This window comes from Acidovorax sp. LjRoot38, from assembly GCF_964252975.1.
GTDB lineage: Bacteria > Pseudomonadota > Gammaproteobacteria > Burkholderiales > Burkholderiaceae_C > Acidovorax > Acidovorax facilis.
This window is the reverse complement of sequence record NZ_CAXUPT020000006.1, coordinates 191968-216076: the sequence shown is the minus strand read 5'-3', so window position 1 is coordinate 216076 and position 24109 is coordinate 191968. Positions and strand designations below refer to the sequence as shown.

Here is a 24109-nt window from a genome sequence, read left to right as displayed (position 1 = left end):
GCTTGATAGAAAAGCGCCAGAGGCCAATTTCATTCAAACACCCGCCCCTGGATGCAGTATGCAGGGCGCGGGTGCTATCCCCCATCAGCCCAGGATTTGCGCTACTGCTCTTTGGGTCTGCACGCTGATGAGGTTGGCGCGATAGGCCGCACTGGCGTGGATGTCAGCGTTGAGATCGCTTGCATCGATCTTCACCGCCGCCGCCGATGCTGGCGTAAAGCTCTGGTTCAGCGCTGCCTCCAGCCCCGCATGCCGGAACACGCTGCTGGCCGCGCCCGTGATGGCCACGCGCACACCGCCGTCGGTCTGCGCCACAAACACACCCACCAGCGAGAAGCGCGATGCAGCCTGCTTGAACTTGAGGTACGCAGCGCGCTTCGGAATCGGAAAGCGGATGGCGGTGATGATCTCGCCCTCTTCCAGCGCCGTGGTGTACATGCCCACAAAAAAGTCGTCGGCCGCAATCTCGCGCTGGTTGGTGATGACTGTGGCGCCCAGGCCCAGCACGGCGCTGGGGTAGCACGCCGCTGGGTCGTTGTTGGCCACCGAACCACCCAGCGTGCCGCGTGCGCGCACCTGCCGGTCGCCGATGTGCGCGGCCAAGTCGGCCAGCGCGGGGATGGCGGCCTTGACATCGGCGCTGTTGGCCACGTCCATGTGGCGCGTCATGGCGCCGATGACCAGCGCGTTGCCCTCGCGGCGGATGCCCGCCAGCTCGGGGATGCTGTTGAGGTCAACGATCTTCTCGGGGTTGGCCAGGCGCAGCCGCATCGATGGCAGCAGGCTTTGGCCACCGGCCAGCAGCTTGCCGCCCTGGGCGATGAGCTGTGCAGCGGCGGCGGTGGAGGAGGGATTTTCAAAGGTGAATGCGTACATGCTGGTTCTCCTCAGGCTTTGGCACTCTGAATCGCTTCCCACACACGGTGTGGCGATGCGGGCATGTCGAACTCTTTAACCCCCAGCGGGCGCAGTGCATCCAGCACCGCATTGATCACCGCCGGTGGCGAGCCAATCGCCCCCGCCTCGCCGCAGCCTTTGGTCCCCAGCGGGTTGTGCGTGCAGGGGGTACACACATGGCCCAGCTTGAACTCGGGGAAGTCATCAGCGCGCGGCATGGCGTAGTCCATGAAGCTGCCGGTCAGGAGCTGACCCGTTTCACGGTCGTACACGCAGTTTTCCATCAGCGCCTGGCCGATGCCCTGCACCAGGCCTCCGTGCACCTGGCCCTCCACGATCATGGGGTTGATGATGGTGCCGAAGTCGTCCACGGCCGTGAACTTGTCTACGCGGGTGCTGCCTGTGGCCGGGTCCACCTCCACTTCGCAGATGTAGGTGCCAGCAGGGAAGGTGAAGTTGGTCGGGTCGTAGAACGCGGTTTCGTTGAGGCCCGGTTCGAGCTTGTCGAGCGGGTAGTTGTGCGGCACATAGGCCGTGAGTGCCACCTGGCCGAAGGGGATCTTCTTGTCCGTGCCGCGCACGGTGAACTCACCGCCGCTGAAGTCGATGTCGGCGTCGCTGGCCTCCATCAAATGCGCAGCAATCTTCTTGGCCTTGGCCTCGATCTTGTCCAGCGCCTTCATGATGGCCGCGCCGCCCACGCTGATGGAGCGCGAGCCATAGGTACCCATGCCAAACGGCACGCGGCCCGTGTCGCCGTGCACGATGTCCACGTTCTCCACCGGGATGCCCAGGCGCGCGGCCACCACCTGCGCAAAGGTGGTCTCGTGCCCCTGGCCGTGGCTGTGCGAGCCAGTGAACACCGTCACGCTGCCCGTGGGATGCACACGCACTTCGCCGCATTCAAACAGACCTGCGCGCGCGCCCAGGGCGCCCGCGATGTTGGACGGCGCAATCCCACACGCTTCGATGTAGCTGCTGTAGCCGATGCCACGCTTCAAGCCCTTGGCCTCGCTGGCCGCCTTGCGCGCCGCAAAGCCCGCCACGTCGGCCAGCTCCTGCGCTTGCGTCATACAGGCGTGGTAATCGCCCACGTCGTACTGCAGTGCCACGGGCGTCTGGTAGGGCCAGCTGGTGATGAAGTTACGTTTGCGGATTTCGTCCTGGCCCAGGCCCATCTCCCAGCCACAGCGCGACACCAGCCGTTCCAGCAGGTAGGTGGCCTCGGGCCGGCCTGCGCCGCGGTAGGCATCGACTGGTGCGGTGTTGGTGAACCAGGCATCGACCTCGACATAGATCTGCGGGGTGGTGTATTGCCCGGCCAGCAGCGTGGCGTACAGGATGGTGGGCACGGCGCTGGCAAATGTGCTGAGGTAGGCGCCCATGTTGGCATCGGTGTGCACGCGCATGGCCAAGAACTTTCCGTCTTTGTCCATGGCCATCTCTGCGTGGCTTACATGGTCGCGGCCATGCGCGTCCGACACAAAAGACTCACTGCGATCGGCCACCCACTTGATGTTGCGGTTGAGCTTCTTGGCCGCCCAGGTCAGGCACACGTCCTCGGCATACAAGAAGATCTTGGAGCCAAAGCCGCCCCCCACATCGGGCGCAATCACGCGCACCTTGTGCTCGGGCAGGCCCATCACAAAGGCGGTCATCAGCAGCCGCTCGACGTGCGGGTTCTGGTTGCTGACGTACAGCGTGTATTCGTCGTTGGCGCGGCTGTACGAGCCAATGGCGGCGCGGGGCTCCATCGCGTTGGGGATGAGGCGGTTGTTGACCAGATCCAGCTTCGTCACGTGCGCGGCGTTGGCAAATGCGGCGTCCACCGCGCCCTTGTCGCCAATGGCCCATTTGTAGCAATGGTTGTCCGGCGCGGCGTCATGCAGCCCTGCGCCCGCCACGGTGCCTGCTGCGGCATCGGCCACACTGACCACGGCGGGCAACACGTCGTAATCTACCTCCACCAGCTCGGCCGCATCACGCGCCTGCTGCTGCGTCAGCGCCACGACGATGGCCACGTGGTCGCCCACATAGCGCACCTTGCCCTGCGCCAGGATGGGGTGCGGCGGCTCCTTCATGGGCTGACCGTCGGTGCTGGTGATGAGCCAGCCGCAAGGCAGGCCGTTGATGTTGTCGGCCGCCACGTCGGCACCGGTGAACACGCCCAGCACGCCCGGCGCGGCCTTGGCCGCTTCCACATTGATGCTGTTGATCTTGGCGTGTGCGTGCGGCGAGCGCACAAACACCGCATGGCTTTGCGCCGCCAGCACCACGTCGTCGGTGTACTGGCCCGCGCCGGTCAGGAAGCGGTAGTCTTCCTTGCGCTTGAGCGATTCGCCGATGTGCGGCAGCTTGGAAAAGTCGGATGCACCCATGGTTCTTCTCCTGTGTGTTTACGCTGAAGCCATGGCCTTTTGGCCAACCTGCACTGCGCGCACGATGTTCTGGTAGCCCGTGCAGCGGCAGATGTTCCCTTCGAGCAGCTCGCGGATCTCGCCTTCGCTGGCGTTGGGGTGGTTCTTGCACAGGTCCACCGCACTCATCACCATGCCCGGGGTGCAGAAGCCGCATTGCAGGCCGTGGCATTCCTTGAACGCGGCCTGCATGGGGTGCATGGTGCCGTCGGGGGTGGCCATGCCTTCGATGGTGGTCACCTCGGCCCCCTGGGCCTGCACCGCCAGCATGGCGCAGGATTTGACGGCCCTGCCGTTCACATGCACCGTACACGCCCCGCACTGGCTGGTGTCACAACCCACATGGGTGCCGGTGAGCAGAAGGTGCTCTCGCAGCGCATGGACAAGCAGGGTATTGGGGGGGATGTCAACACTGGCAGCGCGCCCGTTGACCGTGAACTGGACTTGCATCTGGCTGTCTCCTGAATAGGTTTTGGCTGGACTGACCTCGCGCATCTTCTGCCGCGCCCCACCACCCATCCCTAGGGACAACCCTAGATTTCCGGCAGCCCCGGCCGGATATTCTCAAAATGAAACATGTTGCAGCGCACACCAGCGCATCATGCGCAGCTCAAGGATTCGGTTCACCATGCTGTCCTCCGCGCCCACCTCCCCCGCCCACCGCCACGCACTGATTGCACAGGCGCGCCAAAGCTTGCTGGCGGATGGCGCAGCGCCCCTGCGGGCCGAGGTGGAGCCATGGATTGCACGGTCGTGGCAACGCTGCCTGGCCCAGGGGCTCAACCCCACCCACCGTGTGGCATTTGACGCCGTCAGCGCCACGGCGCTGCGCCGTAGCCAGGAACAGAACCACCACCTGCTGCGCGCGGCACGGCCCGTGCTGCAACAGCTCACCCGCGCGATTGCGGGCATGCACTACTTCGCCATGCTGACGGACGCACGCGGCATCGTGGTGGACGTGCAAGGCCATTGCGACCCGGGCGACCCGCGCGCCAGCGCCATTGGCCGCGTGGGCATCGACCTGTCGGAAGCGGCAGTGGGCACCACAGCCATCGGCGCTGCGCTGGCCGAACTACAGCCGGTGTGGCTGCACCGGGGCGAACACTTCTTTGATGACAACGCCAGCTACAGCTGTGCAGGCGCACCGCTGTTCGACCCGCAGGGCCAGTGTGTGGGCATGCTGGACCTGACCGGCGTGGATGTGCCCGAGCGGCCCGAGCTGCGCCACCTGGTGGCCCGATCGGCCCGCGCCATGGAAGACGCCTTGCTGCTGCAATTGCCCCATGCCCTGCTGCTGCGCGTGAACTGGCCCGGCGGCCCGCTGGGCAGCGAGGGCGACGGCCTGCTGGCACTGGACGGCGATGGATTTGTGGTGGGCTGCAACAGCATGGCCCGCCAACTGGTGCCCCAGCCACTGCGCACCCCGGGTGCGCCCACCCACGCCAGCGACCTGCTGGCCATGCCGTGGGCCATGTTGTTCGATGCTGCGCGGCGGCACCCGGCGCAGCCGATCGATTTGCCCCTGTGGTCGGGCCTGCGCCTGCAGGCGCTAGCGCAACGGCCAGAAAACACCCGTGGCGCCAGCCAGCCTGTTGCCACCCTGTCCCAGGCGCTGGCGGGCGCCTCACCCACGGCCGCACCGCTGCGCGAGGCTGAAACCGCCCTGATTCGCCAAGCCGTGCAAGACGCCCGTGGCAATGTGGCAGAAGCTGCCCGGGTGCTCGGCATCAGCCGCGCCACGGTGTATCGCAAACTGGGCCATCCCAAGGGGCTGTGATCGGCGGCTGCGGCACCTGCCAACAAGGCGTAGCAGATATTTGCATCAAATTGGCCGCTAGCGCTTACTCAGCAAGCCCCAATAGCTATAAAATGTATAGCGCAATTCCCACAACGGGCCCAGTCTCAGACCTCGGCCAAGGCCAGGACCACGGCGTTGTCTTCCACCACCAGCACGACCGGGCTGCCCGCGCGCAGGCCACTGCCGGGCGCCGCAAAACCCACCATCTGCAAGCCACCCGACAGCTCGGCAGACACCTCATCGCCCGACTCGCCCCGCACCACGCGCGTGGCTTTTGCAGGCAGGCGGTGGATGCCGGGTGCATCGGCCACCGCAGATCCAGACGCTGATGCCAAACGACCACCCCGATCCACGCGCACGGCCGTGGCCTTGCACAGCGCCTGCACGGCCAGCCCCGGCTGCAGGCCCAGCAGCTCCGCACTCTCGCGGGTGATGCGCGCGGCCAGTGCTGCAGGCACGCCCATTGCGGCACCGTCGCCATCGCTCGCATTGCCCAACCGCAGGTGCACCGCCACGATCTGCCCCTGCACCACCAGCCGCTCCACCACACACGGCAACTGGTTGCGCATGCTGGTGCGCACCGCCAGCCGCGCCAGCGCAGGGCCCGCATGGGGCGTAGCCTGCCAGCGCGACAGCACAGCGCCCCGCGCCTGCGCCATCGCATTTGCCGCCGCCAGCAACTGGTGCCCCGCCTCGGTCAGCTGCGCACCGCCGCCCCCTGCCCCACCCACCGCACGGGCCACCAGCGGCGTGCCCGCCAGATTGGTCAGCGTGTCCACCGCCTGCCACGCGGCCTTGTAGCTCACGCCCACGGCACGCGCGGCCTGCGAGATGGAGCCACAGGTGCCAATCTGGCGCAGGATGTCGATGCGTTTGTCGGCCAGGGCATGGCCCAGCGCATCCGTGAGAGAAAGAGATACAGGCATGCGCGGATGATGCCTGAGCGCTCCCTTCACGCCGCCTTGCGGCGCAGCCCCGTGACGGGCTTTGCCAGCTTCTGCTGGCGCTCCAGCGCGCCAGTCGCTGCGGCCTTCAGCAGCCGCTGGAAGGAGGGGCATTGCGCATGGCTCTCGGCCGGGCAGGCTGCTGCATGCCGCAGGCCGTTGCTCATGGCCTTGAGGCGTTTGACCATGGCATCGAGTTCATCGGCCTTGGCCGAGAGCAGTTGCCGGTCAATGCTGGGCTCGCCGCTGGGCAAAAACATGGCACGGATGTCGTCCAGCGAGAACCCGGCCGATTGCCCCAATGCAATCAGCGCCAGCTGGTCCAGCACGCCCGGCGCAAAACGACGGCGCTCGCCAGGTTGGCCTACAGAGTGGATCAACCCCTTTTCCTCGTAATACCGCAGCGTGGAGGCCCGCAGCCCGGAGCGTTTGGCGACTTCGGCAATGTCCATCAAAAAACCCCTTGACTTCAAGTTGACTTGAACTTCTATATTCCCTTCAAAACCTGCTTCCGTCAACTTTTCGAGGTGCTTTGATGACACTCCCACTGCAAGAATTTCCCCTCGCGATGCTGATAGGCATCGGCGCCACCGCCGTCATGGACGCATGGCTTTTACTGCTCAAGCATCTGGGCGTCCCCACCCTCAACTTCGCCTTCATCGGCCGCTGGGTGGGCCATCTGTTTCGGGGCCAGTTTGCCCATGCCGCCATCGCCAAGGCGGTGCCCATCCGGGGGGAATTGGCCTGGGGCTGGCTCACGCACTACGCCGTGGGCATGGCGTTTTCCACCGTGCTGGTCGGCCTCCAGGGCGCCGACTGGGTACGCAGCCCCACCCTGCTGCCCGCGTTGGCCGTGGGCGTCTGCACCGTGGCGGCGCCGCTGCTGGTGATGCAGCCCGCCATGGGCTCGGGCTTTGCGGCATCGCGCACGCCCACGCCGCTCAAGAACTGCCTGCGCAGCTTGGCCAACCACACCGTCTTTGGCTTCGGCCTGTACCTGTCTGCGCTCGCCATCGCACTGATTTCTCGATGACGGTTCTGCGCGTTTTTCCCCTCGAAATCACTTGTTTGGAACCCATGCCATGAAAACCATCGCCATCATTTATCACAGCGCCCACGGACACACCGCACACATCGCCCGCCACGTTCTGGAGGGCGCCCAGGGCGTTTCCGGCATCCATGCCGAGTTACGCCAAGCCGAAGACCTGGCCCACGCACCCGACAGCCTGTTGCACTACGACGGCTTCATCCTGGGCTCGCCCACCTACCTGGGCGGAGTCTCCGGTCCGTTCAAGACCTTCATGGACGCCACCGGCCGTCTGTGGAAAACGCAGCAGCTCAAGAACAAGCTCGCGGCGGGCTTCACCGTGTCGTCGCTGCCAGCGGGCGACAAGCAGTCCACACTGCTGTCGATGTGGGTGTTTGCCATGCAGCACGGCATGGTGTGGGTGGGCAACCCCATCCTGCCCGAGCAGCACACCGGGGTTCCGTATGACGAAGCAGCCAACCGTCTCGGATCCTGGTCGGGCCTGATGGCGCAGGCAGGCCATGGGGCGGCAGCGGATGCGTTTGTGCCAGGCGATACCAAGACCGCCCGCATGTTTGGGCTGCATTTCGCCGAGACCTTGCAGCGCCTGGGCGGTGTGGCGGCACACCAACCCGCCGAGGCGGTGGCTGCATGATCCCCGCCCGCTACGGCCCCGTGCTGTTCAGCTTCATCCTGTCGGGCGTGATGTCGCTGCTGGTGTCCGGCATCTCCACCTTTCGAGCCGCGCAGGTGGACCAGGGGTTTCTAGGCCTCTGGGCGGGCGCGTGGCTCACGGGGTGGCTGTTCGCCTTCCCGGCGGTCATGCTGGCGGCGCCGCTGGCTCGCAAGCTGGTGACGCGGGTCGTCGCGCGTGATGGATAGACAGAGGCAGGCAGGGAAAACGCACGACCTTGCCTATACTCTCGCTATTCCATAAACGAATAGCGCTTTTGCGCCAGCCACCATGCCCCACCTCGCCGCATCCATGATCCGCACCCTCGCCTGTGCTGGTGTTGCATGGGCCATGCTAGGGATGGCACATGCCGACACCGTCTCGGTCGCGGTGGCCGCCAATTTCACGGCGCCCATGCAGAAGATCGCCGCAGCTTTTGAGGCCGACACGGGCCACAAGGCCGAGCTCTCGTTCGGTGCCACCGGCAAGTTTTACGCGCAGATCACCCACGGGGCGCCGTTTCAGGTGCTGCTGTCGGCCGACGACACCACACCTGCCCGGCTGGAGCGCGAGGGCAAGGCCGTAGCCCACTCGCGCTTTACCTATGCCATCGGCACGCTGGTGCTGTGGAGCGCACAACCCGGCACCGTGGATGCCAAGGGCGATGTGCTCAAGTCGGGTGACTTCAAACACCTGGCCATTGCCAACCCCAAGCTGGCGCCCTATGGCGCGGCGGCCCTGCAGGTGATGGAAAAGCTGGGCGTGGCGACGGCCCTGCAGCCGCGCCTGGTGCAAGGCGAGAACATCGCCCAGACCTTCCAGTTTGTCTCCACCGGCAATGCGCAGCTGGGCTTTGTGGCGCTGTCGCAGGTGATGGCCGATGGCAAGATCCGCAGTGGCTCGGCCTGGCAGGTGCCGGCCAGCCTGCACGAACCCATCCGGCAAGATGCAGTGCTGCTGATGCCAGGCAAGGACAGCGCGGCGGCCAGCGCACTGCTGACCTACCTGCGCGGCAGCAAGGCGCGCGCAATCATTCAATCGTACGGCTATAGTTTCTGACCGCCTATAGCCCCATCGACGGATCGCCCATCTTCATGCCATTTTCCAGCGCTGATCTGGCTGCCATCGGCCTCACGCTGCGGCTGGCGGGCACCACCATGGTGTTGCTGCTGGTGCTGTGCACGCCCCTGGCCTGGTGGCTGGCGCACACGCCGTCGCGCTGGCGCGGCCCGGTGTCGGCAGTGGTGGCGCTGCCGCTGGTGCTGCCGCCCACGGTGATCGGCTTTTACCTGCTAGTCACGCTCGGCCCCAACGGCCCCCTGGGGCAGTTCACGCAGTGGTTGGGGTTCGGCACCCTGCCCTTTACCTTCTGGGGGTTGGTGGTGGGCTCGCTCATCTATTCGCTGCCTTTTGCGGTGCAGCCTCTGCAGCACGCTTTTGAAGCCATCGGCCGGCGCCCGCTGGAGGCTGCGGCCACGCTGGGCGCAGGGCCGTTGGACCGTTTCTTCACCGTAGCGCTGCCGCTGGCGCGCCCCGGGTTCATCACCGCCGCGATCCTGAGCTTTGCGCACACCGTGGGCGAGTTTGGTGTGGTGCTCATGCTGGGCGGCAACATCCCGGGTGTCACGCGCGTGGTGTCTGTGCAGATTTACGACCACGTCGAGGCGCTGGAATACACCCAGGCGCACTGGCTGGCGGGCGGCATGGTGCTGTTTTCGTTTGTGGTGCTGCTGGGGCTGAACCTCACCCGCCGCAAAACCTTGTCGATGGTGCAGTGATGACCACCACTGCTTCTTCGGCACAGATCACCGCGCAACTGACGCTGACTCGCCCCGGGTTTACGCTGGATGTGGACCTGCAATTGCCCGGCCGGGGTGTGACCGCCCTCTTCGGCCCCTCGGGCTGCGGCAAGACCTCCTGCCTGCGCGCGATTGCCGGTCTGGAGCGCGCGCAGCCTGGGCGTGTGGAGGTCAACGGCGAGGTGTGGCAGGACGATGCACAGACCATCTGGCGCGCCACACACGAGCGGGGCCTGGGCTATGTGTTCCAGGAGGCCAGTCTGTTCGACCACCTGAGCGTGCGTGGAAACATCGACTACGGCCTGAAGCGCACGCCCCCCGCACGCCGCAAGGTGGCGCTGGAGCAGGCGGTGGACTTGCTGGGCATCGCCCCCCTGATGGACCGCAAGCCCCAGGCCTTGTCGGGCGGCGAGCGCCAGCGCGTGGCCATCGCCCGTGCGCTGGCCACCAGCCCCCGCCTGCTGCTGATGGACGAACCCCTGGCTGCCCTGGACGCCCAGCGCAAGGCCGAGGTCCTGCCCTATCTGGAACGGTTACAACACACCCTCGACATCCCCATGCTGTATGTGAGCCACGCCATCGACGAGGTGGCAAGTCTGGCCGGGCACATGGTGCTGTTGCGCGAGGGCCGTGTGCTGGCCCAGGGCCGCACCAACGAACTGATCGTGCGGCTGGACCTGCCCCTGGCCCATGGCGACACTGCCGCCACGGTGATCGAAGGCACGGTGCAACAGCACGACCCGCAGGACCACATCACGACCGTGGCATTCAGCGGTGGGCACCTGATGCTGGTCAGCCCCAGGGCACAAGCCACGGGCGAGCCCATCCGGCTGCGGGTGCAGGCGCGTGATGTAAGCCTGGCACTCACCGCACCCAGCGACACCAGCATCCTCAATGTGCTTCCAGCCACGGTGGTGGCGCTGGGCGAAGACAGCCCCGGGCAAATGATGGTGGCCCTGGATGCAGGCACCACACGGCTGCTGGCGCGGGTCACGCAACGCTCTGCCCGGGCGCTGGCGCTGGCGCCTGGCCAACCCGTATTTGCGCAGGTAAAGGGCATTGCCATCGTGAACTGATGGGCAGCGCAATCCAGGCCTCCCCACCGAAGGCCTCACAGGCGAACCCAGTGGCCACCAGGGCCTCCCATCGGTCGTATGATGACCGTCAAAAAACAAGGGTGGGAACAAGGGGTGGAAATGGTTTCAATCTGGCACGACGCCACCATGGCGTTTGCAGTGGGGTTTCCGCCGCTGCTCCAAAGCCTGCTGTTCTGGATCTTCGCGTCGCTGGTGGTGCATGTGTGCCAGCGCCTGGTCGAACACACGGCGTTTTCGGTCGATCCATCGAGCCGCCGCATCAGCGCCTCGCAAGCTGCCCTGTGCATTGGCTGCATTGTCTGGGCCCTGGATGTGGTGGGTCTGTTCATGTATGCCGAGCTGGCGCACCACGTGCTGGAGCTGGTGCCCGCCCTCAGTGGCCTGCTGATCATGGCGGTGAGTGCGCGACTCACCATTCCGACACTCAGCACCAGCGCCAGCAAGGCGCGCATTGTGGTGGCCGGTGTATGGCTGGCGGCTGGCATGCTGACGGGGCACTTTGCGATCACCTGGGGCCACGTGCAAAGTTTTTCGCAGGTCAATGTGCTGGCGATCATGGCGTCCATGGCCACGGCCGTGGCCCTTGCGGCGTGCACCGCAATCCGGCACCGCTCGGCCAAGCTCAGCATGCTCACGCCCCGCTACCGCGCACAAACCTGGGAAGACAAGGTGCTGTGCGGCGCGGCCATCCTGGTGCTGCACTGGATGCTGGTCAACACCTTTGCACTGCACCTGGGCGACCCGAGCGGGGAGTCCGACGGCATTGCGCTGCTGGTCACCGTGCTGGCCTTTGCCATTGCCGTAGCGCTGGAACAGATGAGCAACATGCGCTCGGACGCTGGCCGCCAGCAGCTCTTGCGACGCGGGCTGTCGATGATGCGGTCATCGGCCACGGCGCAAAACGCCCAGCGCGACATGCAGCTGTCGCTCATTGCAGACCATTTGCACCGGCTGCTGCACCCGGAGAACCTGGCGTTGCACTTTCAGCCCATCGTCGATTTTCAGCAGCGTGGCGTGCAGTTCGAGGCCCTGCTGCGCATGACCGACACGACCCTGGGCGCCATCAATCCTGAAACCTTCCTGCTGGTGTGCGAGTTGCAGGGCAAGACGCCCGAAGTGGACCGGATGATCCTGTGCAACGCACTCGACAGTGCCAAGGCCTGGCAAGCCCAGGGCCTGAACGACACGACCATCAGCGTGAACGTGGCCCCCATCACGCTGCTGGACGACCGCTTTGCCCCGTGGCTGCGTAAAGAACTGGCCCTGCGCGGCCTGCCGCCGCGCACCCTCAAACTCGAAATGACCGAACACGCCATCATTGCGCTGGGCACGGAGATGGTGGCCGCCATCCACACACTCAGCGCCATGGGTGTTGTCGTGTGGATGGACGACTTTGGCGCCGGCTACTCGTCGCTGGGCATGCTGGCCGACCTGCCGATTGCAGGCATCAAATGCGACCGGCTCTTTGTGCGAAAGCTGCCGCAGGACAGCCGGCGGCAGATGCTGCTGCGGCATATCAGCGCGCTGGCCGGCGAGTTCGGCCTGTCTGTGGTGGTGGAAGGCGTGGAGACCGTGGAGGAGCTGCAGACGCTGGCCGCCATTGGGCTGCACTGCATCCAGGGCTACGTGTTCAGCAAACCAATTCCAGCAGCCCACGTACCCGACTGGCACCACACCCACATGCAGCCCCAGCGCGCAGCGCTGCAGGCCTTGCTGCGCCCGGCGGGTTCCACACCGTTTTCAGCACTCCCGCCCGCCATCGCGCCAGCCCCCGGACTCTGAACCCATGGCAACACTCAAAACACTGGTCCTGGGCGGGTACGGCAACTTTGGCGCACGCATCTGCCGCGCGCTGGCAGGCGGCGCGGCCACGCGCCACCACATCGCCCTGCTGGTGGCAGGCCGCGACGCATCCCGCGCCCAGGCCTTGGCGAACACACTGGGCCACGGCGCTCAGGGCGTGGTCCTCGACCACCAGGCCCCGGGTCTGGCTGCCACCTTGCGCGAATGGGGCGTGGATCTGGTCATCCACACTGCGGGGCCTTTTCAGGCACAGGGTTACAGCGTGGCCCAGGCCGCTGCTGAGGCGGGCGCGCACTACATCGACCTGGCCGATGGCCGCCGTTTTGTGTGCGACTTTCCAGCTGCCATGCAGGCCGCGTTTACCGCCGCCGGACGCACCGCCATCGCTGGCGCCAGCACCGTGCCCGCGCTGTCCTCGGCCGTCATCGACCACCTGTGCGCGGACTGGCAGTGCATTGACAGCATCGATATCTGCATCGCCCCCGCGCAACGCGCGCCACGCGGACAGGCCACGCTGGCGGCCGTGCTGAGCTACTGCGGCCTGGCCATCGATGTGTGGCAAGACGGCCGCTGGCAGCCGAAACGGGGCTGGGCGCAGCCCACGCCGGTCCAGTTCCAGCGGCTGCAACCGCGCCTGGGGGCGGTCTGCGACATCCCGGATCTGGAAATTTTCCCAGCCCATTACAAAGCCCGCGACCGCGTCACCTTCCGCGCAGCGCTGGAGGTGGGCCTGGCACAGAGAGCCTTCGCCACCCTTGCAGCGCTGCGCCATTGGGGCGTGCTGCCCCATCCCGAAAAGCTGGCCTGGCTGATGCACCACGCGGGCGGCGCGCTGGACTTTCTGGGCACGCCGCTGGGCGGCATGGTGGTGCGTGTGGCGGGCACCGGTGCGCAAGGCCAGCCCCGCCGCCGCGCCTGGCACATTGCAGCCGACCACGACCATGGCCCCGAGATCCCCTGCATGGCCGCCATCCTGCTGGCGCGCCAACTGGCTGTTGGACAACCCTTGCCCACCGGCGCACACACCAGCACCAGCCTGCTGCCGCTGTCGGCCTTTGCACCCGAGTTTGCGAAGTGGGGCATGGTGACGGACATCGTGGAGGAGCCATGACCCCTGCCACCTATGCCTTGCTGCGCTGGAGCCTGGTGTTTGTGTGGCTGGCCACGGCCATCGTCAGCGTGGTGGAGTTGAACGGACAAAGCCGGGCACTGCTGGTCAGCCTGCCCCCAGCCTGGAGTACCCCAGGACTGGCTCACTTTCTGATCCTTGCGGGTGCCACCGCCGACGCCGTCATCGGCCTGTGGATGGCCTGGCGCCCCCGCAGGGCCGTCTACTTGGCGGCGCTGCTGCTCATGGGGGTCATGACGCTGTTGGCCACTTTCGTTGATCCGTCCTGGTGGCTGCACCCGCTGGGCCCGCTGACTAAAAACCTGCCCATCGCCGCCATCCTGCTTGTGCTGCTGCAAGACGCGACGACGACACCACCCAAGCCATGAGCCTGTACCTCACCCTCAAATGGCTGCACATCATCTCCAGCGTGCTGCTGGTGGGCACCGGGCTGGGCTCGGCGTTCTACATGTTCTTTACCAACCGCAGCGGCAATGTGCAGGCGCAGGCGGTGGTCACGCGCCTGGTGGTGCGGGCTGACTGGTGGTTCACCACGCCCACGGTGTTCCTCCAGCCCGCCACGGGGCTGGCCATGGCTGCGATGGCGGGCCTGCCCTGGAGCACGCCGTGGCTCGCGGTGTCTATGGCGCTGTACCTGGTGGCCGGTGCCTGCTGGCTGCCTGTGGTGTGGCTGCAGCTGCGCATGCGCGACATAGCGAAAGAGACTGCAGAGGCGGCGCAGTCCGCACCAGGCGGCGGCGTGCTGCCGCCCTTGTACTGGCGCTACGCCCGCTGGTGGGAGGCACTGGGCTACCCGGCCTTTGTGGCCATGGCCGTGGTGTTCTACCTGATGGTGAACAAACCCACCCTGAACTTCTGAACCTATCATCGCCCCATGCTGATCGAGACCCTGGACACTGCCCGCGACCTGGGGCGCCTGAAGGAAATCCTGGGCGTGATGGTGCGCCACGGGTTTGGCGACACCGTGCGCCGCCTGGGCCTGGCCGACCGGCTGGAGCGCGCGGGCCAGGCACTGAACTGGACCCACGCAGCAGACCTGGCCCGCGTGGAGCCGCCCGTGCAGGTGCGCCTGGCGCTCGAAGAGCTGGGCCCCGCGTTCGTCAAGTTTGGCCAGATCCTTGCGGGCCGGGCCGACCTGTTTGGCCCGGAGTGGATTGCAGAATTCGAGAAACTGCACAGCCAGGTGCCCGCTGTGCCCATCGATGCGCTGCGCCCGCAACTGCGCGAAGACCTGGGCGCCGAACCCGAAGCCGTTTTTGCCTGGTTTGACACCACGCCGCTGGCCGCCGCATCGATTGCGCAAGTGCACCGCGCACGCCTGCAGGACTGCAGCGAGGTCATCGTCAAGATCCGCCGCCCCGGCATTGCCGACACCATCCAGGCCGACCTGCGCCTGCTGCAGCGCCTGGCCGCGCTGGCCGAGGCCGAGCTGCCCGCGCTCAAGCCCTACCGGCCCCAGCAACTGGTGCGCGAGTTCGCGCGCTCATTGCGACGCGAGCTGGACCTGGCCGGCGAATGCCGCCAGGCCGAACGCATTGCCACCAACATGGCGGCGCTGCCCCACATCGTGATCCCGCGCGTGCACTGGGCCTACACGCGCGAGCGCATCAACGTGCAGGACTTCATTGACGGCACGCCTGGCGGAGCCCTGGCGGCGCTGACGCCCGAGGCCGGTTTTGACCGCACCGTGCTGGCGCAGCGGGGCGCGCAGGCAGTGCTGCAGATGATCGTGAAGGACGGCGTTTTCCACGCCGATCCGCACCCCGGTAACGTGTTCTACCTGCCCGGCAACCGCATTGCCTTCATCGACTTCGGCATGGTGGGCCGCCTGTCGCAGCGCCGGCGCGACGAGCTGCTGCAACTGCTGCTGGGCCTGGTCGAACACCAGCCTCAGGCCGTGGCCGACGTGCTGCTGGACTGGACGGGCGACGCGCAGGGCCTGAACCTGGGCCAGCTCGAAACCGAGATCGAGGCCTTTGTGGACCAGTACCACGGCGTGCCGCTGGCGCAGCTGAGCCTGGGGCAGATGCTGGCCGACGTGACGGCCATCCTGCGTGAACACCACCTGGGCCTGCCGTCCGACCTCGCGCTGCTCATCAAGGCCTTCATCTCGCTCGAAGGCATGGGCCGCAACCTCGATCCGGACTTCCATATGGCCAGCGAAGCGCTGCCGCTGCTCAAGCAGGTGGTGCGCGCACGCTACGAGCCCAAAGTGCTCGCCGGGCGCGCGTGGAGCACCCTGCGGCGTGCACTGGCCACGGTGGAGCAGTTGCCGGACGACCTCGGGCGGCTGCTGCGCAATGCGCGGCGCGGGCACCTGCAGGTGGGCATCGAGCTGGCCCACCTCAAGCGCGTGGGCGACCAGATCGACCGGTCGGCCAACCGGCTGGCGATGGCGCTGGTGATTGCAGCGCTCATCATTGGCTCGTCCATCGTGATGACTGTGAAGGGTGGGCCTACGCTGTTTGGCCTGCCAGCGTTTGGCTTCCTGGGGTTCTCTGGTGCCGTGGTTTGTGGCCTGTGGCTGGTGCGCGCCATCTGGCGCAGCAGCCACCACCGCGACGATGACTGAGCATGCAGCTGTCGGGTTAAGCCCTTCGGGCCAGCCCGATCTACGGCGCTGAGGCGGTAGCCCTTCTCCCCGCCGCCTGGAAACTGGCGCGACCCAAGCCGATGCGGCAGAACCGACCTTGCCGGACCACCGCTGGCGTCCCCCTTTGGGGGAAGGCGCGAAGCGACTCAGGGGGATTTACCTGCCCGCGTTCGGGAAGAACAGCTGTTCGCCGCCGATCTTGTAGCCCGCAATGGCCGCCTGGCCTGCGGGCGACACCACCCAGTCCACAAACTTCTGCGCATCCTGCGCCTTCACATGGGGATGCTTGGCGGGGTTCACGACCATCACGCCGTACTGGTTGAAAAGCTTGGTGTCACCTTCGACCAACACGGCCAGGTCGGCGCGGTTCTTGAAGTTGAGCCAGGTGCCACGGTCGGCCAGCACATAGGCGCCGCTCGATGCCGCAATGTTGAGCGCAGGGCCCATGCCGCAGCCACACTCCTTGTAGCCGCTGCCTTTTGAGGTATTTGCGGCGTCGGCGCCCGCGAGCTTCCAGTAGCGCAGCTCGGCCGCGTGCGTGCCGCTCTTGTCGCCGCGCGAGATGAAGTTGCCATTGGCGGCAGACAGCTTCTGCAGCGCCTGCACGATGTCTTTGCCCTGGGTGCCCACCGGATCGTTCTTGGGGCCGATCAGAATGAAGTCGTTGTACATCACGGGGTAGCGCTTCACGCCCCAGCCGTCGGCCACAAACTTTTCTTCGGCCACCTGGTCGTGCACAAACAGCACGTCGGCGTCGCCCCGGCGCGCCATATCGAGCGCCTGGCCGGTGCCCAGCGCCACCACCTTCACGTCCAGGCCACTGGCCTTCTTGAATTCAGGCATCAGGTAGCCGAACAGCCCGGACTGCTCCGTGGAGGTGGTGGACGCCATGGTGATGCTCTGCGCAAGCACCGGGCCGGATACTACAAATATGATAGCTGCTAGCGCTTTATGGATAAGCGCTAGGCCATAAAAAGGCTTGAAATTTTTCATCACCGGGCCGCCCCAAGATGAAAAAGCCCCCTGGCGGGGCAGCGACCCCACGAAGTGGGGAGCGTGGGGGTCAATTCTTGTCATACCAGTTCTCCTTTGACAAACAGACGGGCGGCCTCCGGCAAGGGGCCGTTGAAAAAGTCGTGCACGGGCAGGTCGGCCACCAGGCGGCCGTGCTCCAGATAGATCACGCGGCTGGCCAGACGCTTGACCTGGCCCAGGTTGTGGCTGCTGAAGACCATGGTCACGGGGTGGGCCGGGCCTGCTGCGCTGTGGCTGGCGGCAAAGTCGGCCATCAGGGCCTCAACCTCGCGCTTGGCATGGGGATCGAGGCTCGCGGTGGGTTCGTCCAGCAGCAGCACATCGGGCCGCAGCGCCCAGGCGCGGGCCAGCGCCACACGCTGCTGCTGCCCGCCCGACAGGGTGCGCGCGTTCTGCGCGGCGATGTCGGCCAGGCCCACGCGCTGCAGTGCCGTGAGGGCCTGAAGCCGCGCATCGCGCCAGCGCGTGCCGCGCAGCCACAGCGCCAGCGCCACGTTGTTCTGCGCGCTGGTGCGCAGCATGTGCGGGCGCTGGAACAGCATGGCCTGCTGCAAGGTGGCATCGCACTGAAAGCCTCCGCCCGCCGCATCCGCCAAGCCGTGCAGCACGCGCAGCAGCGTGCTTTTGCCACTGCCATTGGCGCCCACCAGTGCCACACGCTCGCCGGGCGCGATGCACAGCGAGACCAGGTCCAGCGCCTGCACGCGGCCGTAGCGCACGGACACCTGGCGCAGATCCACCCACGAAGGGGCCAACGGCGCGTTCACGCGGCCACCCCCACCGGCGCGCTGGACGCAGAGCCATCCACCCGTTCGCGCCAGCGGCGCACCAGCGCGATCAGCACGTTGAGCGCCAGCACCACGGCCAGCAGGATGATGCCCAGCGCCAGCGCCAGGGGCAGGTCACCCTTGCTGGTCTCCAGCGCAATGGCGGTGGTCATCACACGCGTGAAGCCGTCGATGTTGCCGCCCACGATCATCACCGCACCCACCTCGGAGATCGCACGGCCAAACGAGGCCAGCAGCACCGTGAGCAGCGCATAACGCTCGTCCCAGGCCAACAGCAGGGCGCGCAGCAGCGGGCCCGCGCCCATGGACCGCAACTGCTCGCCATGCGCGCGCTCGGCGTCTTCCACCGCCTGCCGCGTCAGCGCAGTGACCACCGGCAGCACCAAAATGGCCTGCGCCAGTACCATGGCCTTGAAGCTGAACAGCCAGCCCAGCGAGCCCAGGGGCCCGCTGCGTGACAGCACCAGGTACACCACGAGCCCCACCACCACCGACGGTACCGCCAGCAAGGTGTTGAGTACCGCCAGCACGGCACCGCGCCCGGCAAAGCGGGCGACGCCGAGCCAGGCGCCCAGCACCAGGCCCACGCCACAGGCGATCAGGCATGCGGTGGCGCTGACGGACAAGGAGCGGCCCACGATGGTCCACAGGACGGGGTCGGAGGAGAGGGTGAGTTGCAGCGCTGTGCTCGCGCTTTCGGTGAGGGTGGACATGGGGCCTTGTGATCGGGTTCAGCTATCGTAGGCACCTCACCAATATCCAGCGATATGAACGTCCGTGCATAGGGTCCAACTTCACTACACGCTCAGCCGCGATGCAGGCAATGCGCTGATCCGCAACCCACTGCCCGAACTGCTGCAGGCCGTGGCCGAGCAGGGCTCCATCTCGGGCGCGGCGCGCGCGCTGGACCTGTCCTACCGCCATGTCTGGGGCGCCCTCAAGCGCTGGGAGGAGCAATTGGGCGGCGAGCTGATCATCTGGGGCAAGGGGCAGTCGGCGCAGCTCAGCGAGTTCGGCACCAAGCTGCTGTGGGCCGAGCGCCAGGCCCAGGCGCGGCTCGCGCCGCAGATCGCCGCGCTGCATGCCGACCTGGAGCGCGCGTTTGCCGTGGCCTTTGACCCCAACGCCCACGTACTCACCCTGTACGCCAGCCATGACGATGCGCTGGTGGCGCTGCGCACCCACGCCGCCGCGCAGGCCGATGCGGGCGCGCTACACCTCGATATCCGCTTCACCGGCAGTGTGGATGCGATCCGTGCGCTGAATGAGGGGCGTTGCACGCTGGCGGGTTTTCACACGGTGGAGCACCCCGCAGCCGATTCATTGACTGCGCGCACCTACAAGCCCCTGCTGCAGCCCGGGTTGCACAAGATCATCGGCTTTGCCCAGCGCACCCAGGGCCTCATCGTGGTACCGGGCAACCCGCTTGGGCTGGGCAGTCTGGCCGACGTGGCCCGCACCAGCGCCCGATTTCTCAACCGGCCACTGGGCACCGGCACCCGCGTGCTGCTCGACGACCTGCTGGCCCAGGCCGGCGTGGAGGCCCAGGCCATTCGTGGCTATGCGCTCAACGAACCGTCTCACACCGCCATTGCCCAGGCCGTGGCTGCGGGCGCGGCCGATGTGGGCATGGGTATTGAAGTGGCAGCCCGGGCGCGTGGGCTGGATTTTGTGCCGCTGGTGCACGAGCGCTACCACCTGGCCTGCCTGAAAGCCAGCCTGGACCAACCCGCCACGCTGGCCCTGCGCAACTTGCTGCAAACCCCCGCATGGCTGGCCCAGATGGCCACCTTGCCGGGCTACAGCCCCTGGCAGTGCGGCGAGGTGCAGGCCATGAACACGGTGCTGCCGTGGTGGCAGTTCACCCGCAAAAAGCGCACTTCCGAGCCTAGGAAGAAACCCTAATTGCTACTTTTTTTATAGCTACAGAATGAATACCGGCTGCGGGATAACACCGTCACGCTGCCGTCAGCCTGGGCCTACAGTGCTCCGTAGAATCGCGCCGTTGTAAAAGTTTGTCGAATCGTTGCGCTTACCGGCGCGTGGGTCGGCATATCACACGCAAAGCCTTTTTATTGGAGACACCATGCAGGCTCTACTGAAGTTATCAAGGGGGATCGACTGGCTTAACACCCAGGTCGGTAAATATGTGGTCTGGCTCATCCTGGCCTCCACAGTCATCAGCGGTGTGAACGCCGTGGTCCGCAAAGCGTTCAACATCAGCTCCAACGGTTTTCTGGAAATCCAGTGGTACCTGTTTGCTGCGTCGTTCCTGCTGGCCGCCGGATACACGCTGCTCCAGGGCGAACACGTGAAGGTGGACGTGATCTCCAGCCGCTTTTCCAAGCGCACCCAGATCTGGATCGACGTGTTCGGCTACATCGTCTTCCTCACGCCCATGTGCCTGGCGGTGCTCTGGTATGGCATTCCCTTCTTCACCCGCGCCCTCGCGTCGGGCGAAATGTCGAACAACGCTGGCGGGCTGATCCGCTGGCCTGTGTACCTGATGATGCCGCTGGGCTTCACCCTGCTGTGGCTGCAAGGCATCTCCGAACTCATCAAGCGCCTGGGGTTCCTGCAGGGCCTCATCGAAGACCCCACGGTCAAGAAGATTGAAAAAACGGCTGAAGAAGAACTGGCCGAATCCATCCGCAACCTGGCCGAAGCCGCCAAGGGCAACGGCAAGAACAAGAGCGAGGCCGCCTGAGCGGAGCACACACCATGGAATTTCTCGCCCATAACCTCGCCCCCATCATGTTCGCGGGGCTCATCTGCTTTTTGCTGGTGGGTTTCCCGGTCGCCTTCAGCCTGGGCGCCTGCGGACTGTTCTTCGCCTTCATCGGCATTGAATTGAACGTGCTGCCCGAAGCCCTGCTGCAAGCCGTGCCGCTGCGCATCTTCGGCATCATGCAGAACGACACCTTGCTGGCCATTCCGTTCTTCACGCTCATGGGGCTCATACTGGAGCGAAGCGGGATGGCGGAGGACCTGCTCGACACCATCGGACAGCTGTTCGGCCCCATCCGTGGCGGCCTGGCACTGGCCGTGATCTTCGTGGGTGCGCTGCTGGCAGCCACCACGGGCGTGGTGGCTGCATCGGTGATCTCGATGGGCCTGATCTCGCTGCCCATCATGCTGCGCTATGGCTACGACCGGCGACTCGCGGCGGGGGTGATCGCAGCCTCCGGCACGCTGGCGCAGATCATTCCCCCCTCTCTGGTGCTCATCATCATTGCCGACCAGATGGGCCGCAGCGTGGGCGACATGTACAAGGGCGCCTTCGTGCCCGGTCTGATGCTCACCGGCTTCTATGCGCTCTACGTGATTCTGCTGGCCATCTTCAAGCCCCAGTGGGTGCCCGCCATCCCGCCCGAAGCGCGCACGCTGCGCGACGACAACGGCAAGAGCGGTGTGACCTCGCTGCTGGTGCTGACCGGCATCTGCGTGGCGGCATCCATCTATGTGGCCAAGAACATGCCTGCCCTGCACACCTGGTGGTCCGGTGAAGCCGTGGACCGCGTGGCGCTGGACGAAACCATCGTGGTGTCCATGTGTTTTGGCGTGGCACTGGCCTTCGTGGCTGCCAGCATCAACAAGATCACCCGGATGGGCCTGCTCTCGCGGGCAGCAGAACGCGTGACCTTCGTGCTGATCCCCCCGCTGCTGCTGATCTTCCTGGTGCTGGGCACCATCTTCCTGGGCGTTGCAACCCCCACCGAAGGCGGCGCCATGGGCGCACTGGGCGCCGGCATCATGGCCGTCCTCCGCGGCCGCCTCACGATGTCGCTGCTGCGCCAGGCTGTCACCACCACCACCAAGCTGTCGTGTTTTGTGGTGTTCATCCTGATCGGTGCCACGATATTCGGCCTGACCTTCCAGGGCGTGGACGGCCCGCTGTGGGTGGAGCACCTGATGACCGGCTTGCCAGGGGGCCAGCTGGGCTTCCTGATCGTCGTGAACGTCATGGTGTTCTTCCTGGCGTTCTTCCTGGACTTCTTTGAACTGTCCTTCATCGTCGTGCCCCTGCTGGCCCCCGTGGCCGACAAGCTGGGCATTGACCTGATCTGGTTTGGCGTGCTGCTGGCCGTGAACATGCAGACCTCGTTCATGCACCCGCCGTTCGGCTTTGCGCTGTTCTACCTGCGCAGCGTGGCTCCTGCCAAGGAGTACATGGACAAGGTCACCAAGAAGATGATTGCGCCGGTCACCACCCCCCAGATCTACTGGGGTGCCATTCCCTTCCTGTGCATCCAGCTGCTGATGGTGGGCCTGATCATTGTCTTCCCGGGCATCGTCTCCAGCGGCTTGGACAAGGCCGAGGTCTATGACCTCGACAAGGTCCGCATGGAAATGGAAGCGACCATGCCCGACGCTAGCGCCGGAGCGGCCGACCCGACTGCCGGCATGGCCGGCGCTGCGGACCCTGCGCCTGCTCCTGCAGCAGACGACCCCCTGAAGGCACTGCAAGACTCCATGTCCACCGACAAGAAGTGAGCACACCGCTTGCAAGACGACCGTGATTCAGTCTGACCCGGGCCCCGCGCCCTGGTCCTCAAACCTCCGCAGATGGGAAACCTCTGCGGAGGTTTTTTTATGAAGCAGACGCGGAGGGGCCCGGTGCGCCATGGATCATGGAGGTAGTGGTGGGGTATCGACTTTGGCACATCGCGCAAGCAGACAAGCCTCTTGATCCCCTGCCCCCCTTTCTTGGTGGCCAGCAGCCCCAAGGAAGCCTCTTCACGACTTGAGAGGCTTCAGCAGGAAACAGGCACCGGCCGCGCACTCCAAGGCATCGAGAGTCAAGCAGCCTGGCCGGGCTGGGCTTGGGGGCTTGGGACCTCGCCCACGTTCCTGCGGTTGAGGGGGCCGCATGGCCACAGCAAGGTGCCGCCTCACAGAACACCGGGACGAAAAAAAACCCGTCCGGGAGAGGACGGGTTTTGCAGACCTTGGAATGGCAGCTTGCGCCGCCATTCCAGAGCCACTCGGGATCAGAGCTTCTGCGAAGACATGAACGAGTCGTAGCGGGCTTCGGCAAAGCGGAACCAGAGCACCTGGTCGCGCTGGAATGCGCGCATGTCGGCGTAGATCTTCTTCCACTCGGGGCTCTTCGCGTCGTTGGCGGCGAAGACTTCCATGGAGGCCTTGAACGAAGCGTCCATCACGGCTTGCGAGAACGGCAGCACCTTGGTCTTGGCAGCCACCAGTTGCTTGAGGGCCGTCGGGTTCAGCGCGTCGTACTTGGCCAGCATGTCGATGTGGGCCACGTTGGTTGCGGCTTCGATGATGGCCTTGTTCTCGGCAGACAGGCCGTCGAAGGCCTTCTGGTTGACGAAGAAGTCCACTTCCGGGCCACCTTCCCACCAGCCGGGGTAGTAGTAGAACGGAGCCACCTTGTTGAAGCCCAGCTTCTGGTCGTCGTACGGACCCACCCATTCAGCAGCGTCCAGCGTGCCCTTTTCGAGGGCCTGGTAGATTTCGCCGCCAGGGATGCTCTGGGGCACAGCGCCCAGCTTTTGCATCACTTCACCGACCAGACCACCGCCCAAGCGCATCTTCATGCCCTTGAAATCATCCGGCGACTTGATCTCCTTGCGGAACCAGCCACCCATCTGGGTGCCGGTGTTGCCGCCAGCGAAGCTGATGGCGTTGTAGTTCGCGTAGAACTCGTTCATCAGCTTGCGGCCATTGCCATGCAGCATCCAGGCATTCATCTGGCGGGCATTGAAGCCGAAGGGCACTGCCGAACCCAGCGCGAAGGCGGGGTTCTTGCCGTAGAAGTAGTAAGGCACGGTGTGGCACATCTCCACGGTGCCCTGCTGCACGCCGTCCATCACGCCAAAGGGGGGCATCAGCTCGCCACCAGCGTGCACGGAGATTTCAAACTTGCCACCCGACATGGCCTTGACGGCCTTGGAGAACACATCAGCGCCGCCATAGATGGTGTCCAGCGACTTGGGGAAGCTGGAAGCCAGACGCCAACGAATGGCAGCCTGGGCGTGGACGGCAGGCGCAACGCCTGCAGCCAGCACGCCAGCGATGCCAGCCTGCTTGATGATTGAACGACGATCCATGAGGTTCTCTCCGATATAGTGATTGCGAAACTTGG

The 24109-nt window shown here is 65.7% G+C and carries 24 protein-coding genes; 15 read left to right on the top strand and 9 right to left on the bottom strand.

Going from position 1 to position 24109, the window contains the following annotated elements:
- Window positions 1-84: 84 nt before the first annotated feature.
- Genes ACSQ22_RS13385 through ACSQ22_RS13375 form a run of 3 tightly spaced genes read right to left on the bottom strand, consistent with a single transcriptional unit; the run spans window position 85 to window position 3764 of the window.
- Window positions 85-876: an FAD binding domain-containing protein gene (locus ACSQ22_RS13385; protein ID WP_436130593.1), complete on the bottom strand. Its 792-nt coding sequence runs from the start codon at window positions 874-876 to the stop codon at window positions 85-87.
- Window positions 877-887: 11 nt separating this feature from the next.
- Complete coding sequence (locus ACSQ22_RS13380; RefSeq protein WP_121419341.1) at window positions 888-3275, bottom strand: xanthine dehydrogenase family protein molybdopterin-binding subunit; 2388 nt, start codon at window positions 3273-3275, stop codon at window positions 888-890.
- 18 nt (window positions 3276-3293) lie between these two features.
- On the bottom strand, window positions 3294-3764 hold the full coding sequence (locus tag ACSQ22_RS13375) for a (2Fe-2S)-binding protein (RefSeq protein WP_436130592.1): 471 nt from the start codon (window positions 3762-3764) through the stop codon (window positions 3294-3296).
- Window positions 3765-3942: 178 nt separating this feature from the next.
- Here ACSQ22_RS13375 and ACSQ22_RS13370 point away from each other — a divergent pair, with 178 nt between their 5' ends.
- Window positions 3943-5091: a helix-turn-helix domain-containing protein gene (locus ACSQ22_RS13370; protein ID WP_436130591.1), complete on the top strand. Its 1149-nt coding sequence runs from the start codon at window positions 3943-3945 to the stop codon at window positions 5089-5091.
- A gap of 125 nt (window positions 5092-5216) precedes the next feature.
- Here ACSQ22_RS13370 and ACSQ22_RS13365 read toward each other — a convergent pair whose 3' ends face one another.
- The gene (locus ACSQ22_RS13365; RefSeq protein ID WP_436130590.1) at window positions 5217-6038 is read right to left on the bottom strand and encodes a TOBE domain-containing protein; all 822 of its coding nucleotides are present in this window, start codon (window positions 6036-6038) and stop codon (window positions 5217-5219) included.
- Between the two features lie 26 nt (window positions 6039-6064).
- Window positions 6065-6508, bottom strand: coding sequence for a helix-turn-helix domain-containing protein (locus tag ACSQ22_RS13360; RefSeq protein WP_228899978.1), 444 nt, complete (start codon window positions 6506-6508; stop codon window positions 6065-6067).
- Window positions 6509-6624: 116 nt separating this feature from the next.
- On the opposite strand from ACSQ22_RS13360, the gene ACSQ22_RS13355 reads away from it, so the two are divergent.
- From ACSQ22_RS13355 to ACSQ22_RS13305, 11 genes are all read left to right on the top strand, one after another.
- Window positions 6625-7089 (top strand): DUF2938 domain-containing protein, encoded by a 465-nt coding sequence (locus ACSQ22_RS13355; protein ID WP_436130673.1) that lies wholly within the window; start codon window positions 6625-6627, stop codon window positions 7087-7089.
- A 49-nt stretch (window positions 7090-7138) separates the two neighbouring features.
- Complete coding sequence (locus ACSQ22_RS13350; protein ID WP_436130589.1) at window positions 7139-7738, top strand: flavodoxin family protein; 600 nt, start codon at window positions 7139-7141, stop codon at window positions 7736-7738.
- A complete protein-coding gene (locus ACSQ22_RS13345) occupies window positions 7735-7965 on the top strand; it encodes a DUF2798 domain-containing protein (protein ID WP_436130588.1) in 231 nt (76 codons plus the stop codon). The genes ACSQ22_RS13350 and ACSQ22_RS13345 overlap by 4 nt, the downstream gene beginning before the upstream one ends.
- Window positions 7966-8047: 82 nt before the next feature.
- Window positions 8048-8815: a molybdate ABC transporter substrate-binding protein gene (gene modA, locus ACSQ22_RS13340; protein ID WP_436130587.1), complete on the top strand. Its 768-nt coding sequence runs from the start codon at window positions 8048-8050 to the stop codon at window positions 8813-8815.
- Window positions 8816-8850: 35 nt separating this feature from the next.
- Complete coding sequence (gene modB / locus ACSQ22_RS13335; protein ID WP_431152295.1) at window positions 8851-9534, top strand: molybdate ABC transporter permease subunit; 684 nt, start codon at window positions 8851-8853, stop codon at window positions 9532-9534.
- Complete coding sequence (gene modC / locus ACSQ22_RS13330) at window positions 9534-10631, top strand: molybdenum ABC transporter ATP-binding protein (RefSeq protein WP_436130586.1); 1098 nt, start codon at window positions 9534-9536, stop codon at window positions 10629-10631. The genes modB and modC overlap by 1 nt, the downstream gene beginning before the upstream one ends.
- A gap of 120 nt (window positions 10632-10751) precedes the next feature.
- Window positions 10752-12434: an EAL domain-containing protein gene (locus ACSQ22_RS13325; protein WP_436130585.1), complete on the top strand. Its 1683-nt coding sequence runs from the start codon at window positions 10752-10754 to the stop codon at window positions 12432-12434.
- A gap of 4 nt (window positions 12435-12438) precedes the next feature.
- Window positions 12439-13566, top strand: a complete 1128-nt coding sequence (locus tag ACSQ22_RS13320; protein ID WP_436130584.1) for a saccharopine dehydrogenase family protein — start codon at window positions 12439-12441, stop codon at window positions 13564-13566.
- Window positions 13563-13952 (top strand): DoxX-like family protein, encoded by a 390-nt coding sequence (locus tag ACSQ22_RS13315; protein WP_436130583.1) that lies wholly within the window; start codon window positions 13563-13565, stop codon window positions 13950-13952. The genes ACSQ22_RS13320 and ACSQ22_RS13315 overlap by 4 nt, the downstream gene beginning before the upstream one ends.
- On the top strand, window positions 13949-14443 hold the full coding sequence (locus ACSQ22_RS13310; RefSeq protein WP_436130582.1) for a DUF2269 family protein: 495 nt from the start codon (window positions 13949-13951) through the stop codon (window positions 14441-14443). The genes ACSQ22_RS13315 and ACSQ22_RS13310 overlap by 4 nt, the downstream gene beginning before the upstream one ends.
- 15 nt (window positions 14444-14458) lie before the next feature.
- Window positions 14459-16156: an ABC1 kinase family protein gene (locus ACSQ22_RS13305; RefSeq protein ID WP_436130581.1), complete on the top strand. Its 1698-nt coding sequence runs from the start codon at window positions 14459-14461 to the stop codon at window positions 16154-16156.
- A gap of 177 nt (window positions 16157-16333) precedes the next feature.
- On the opposite strand, the gene ACSQ22_RS13300 is transcribed toward ACSQ22_RS13305, so the two are convergent.
- The 3 genes from ACSQ22_RS13300 to ACSQ22_RS13290 all read right to left on the bottom strand — a co-directional run bounded on the left by ACSQ22_RS13300 (window position 16334) and on the right by ACSQ22_RS13290 (window position 18713).
- Window positions 16334-17170, bottom strand: coding sequence for an extracellular solute-binding protein (locus ACSQ22_RS13300; RefSeq protein WP_436130672.1), 837 nt, complete (start codon window positions 17168-17170; stop codon window positions 16334-16336).
- Window positions 17171-17250: 80 nt separating this feature from the next.
- A complete protein-coding gene (locus tag ACSQ22_RS13295) occupies window positions 17251-17979 on the bottom strand; it encodes an ABC transporter ATP-binding protein (RefSeq protein ID WP_436130580.1) in 729 nt (242 codons plus the stop codon).
- Window positions 17976-18713, bottom strand: coding sequence for an ABC transporter permease (locus tag ACSQ22_RS13290; RefSeq protein WP_436130579.1), 738 nt, complete (start codon window positions 18711-18713; stop codon window positions 17976-17978). Before ACSQ22_RS13290 ends, ACSQ22_RS13295 begins: the two co-directional genes overlap by 4 nt.
- Window positions 18714-18777: 64 nt before the next feature.
- Between ACSQ22_RS13290 and ACSQ22_RS13285 the strand changes: the two genes are divergently transcribed.
- The 3 genes from ACSQ22_RS13285 (at window position 18778) to ACSQ22_RS13275 (ending at window position 22494) form a co-directional block, all read left to right on the top strand.
- Window positions 18778-19905 (top strand): substrate-binding domain-containing protein, encoded by a 1128-nt coding sequence (locus ACSQ22_RS13285; protein WP_436130578.1) that lies wholly within the window; start codon window positions 18778-18780, stop codon window positions 19903-19905.
- 181 nt (window positions 19906-20086) lie between these two features.
- Window positions 20087-20707 carry a TRAP transporter small permease subunit gene (locus ACSQ22_RS13280; RefSeq protein ID WP_218299121.1) on the top strand — a complete coding sequence of 207 codons (621 nt, stop codon included), beginning with the start codon at window positions 20087-20089 and terminating at the stop codon, window positions 20705-20707.
- 14 nt (window positions 20708-20721) lie between these two features.
- Window positions 20722-22494: a TRAP transporter large permease gene (locus ACSQ22_RS13275; RefSeq protein ID WP_218299120.1), complete on the top strand. Its 1773-nt coding sequence runs from the start codon at window positions 20722-20724 to the stop codon at window positions 22492-22494.
- Between the two features lie 497 nt (window positions 22495-22991).
- Here ACSQ22_RS13275 and ACSQ22_RS13270 read toward each other — a convergent pair whose 3' ends face one another.
- Complete coding sequence (locus tag ACSQ22_RS13270) at window positions 22992-24074, bottom strand: TRAP transporter substrate-binding protein (protein ID WP_121419321.1); 1083 nt, start codon at window positions 24072-24074, stop codon at window positions 22992-22994.
- Window positions 24075-24109 lie beyond the last annotated feature (35 nt).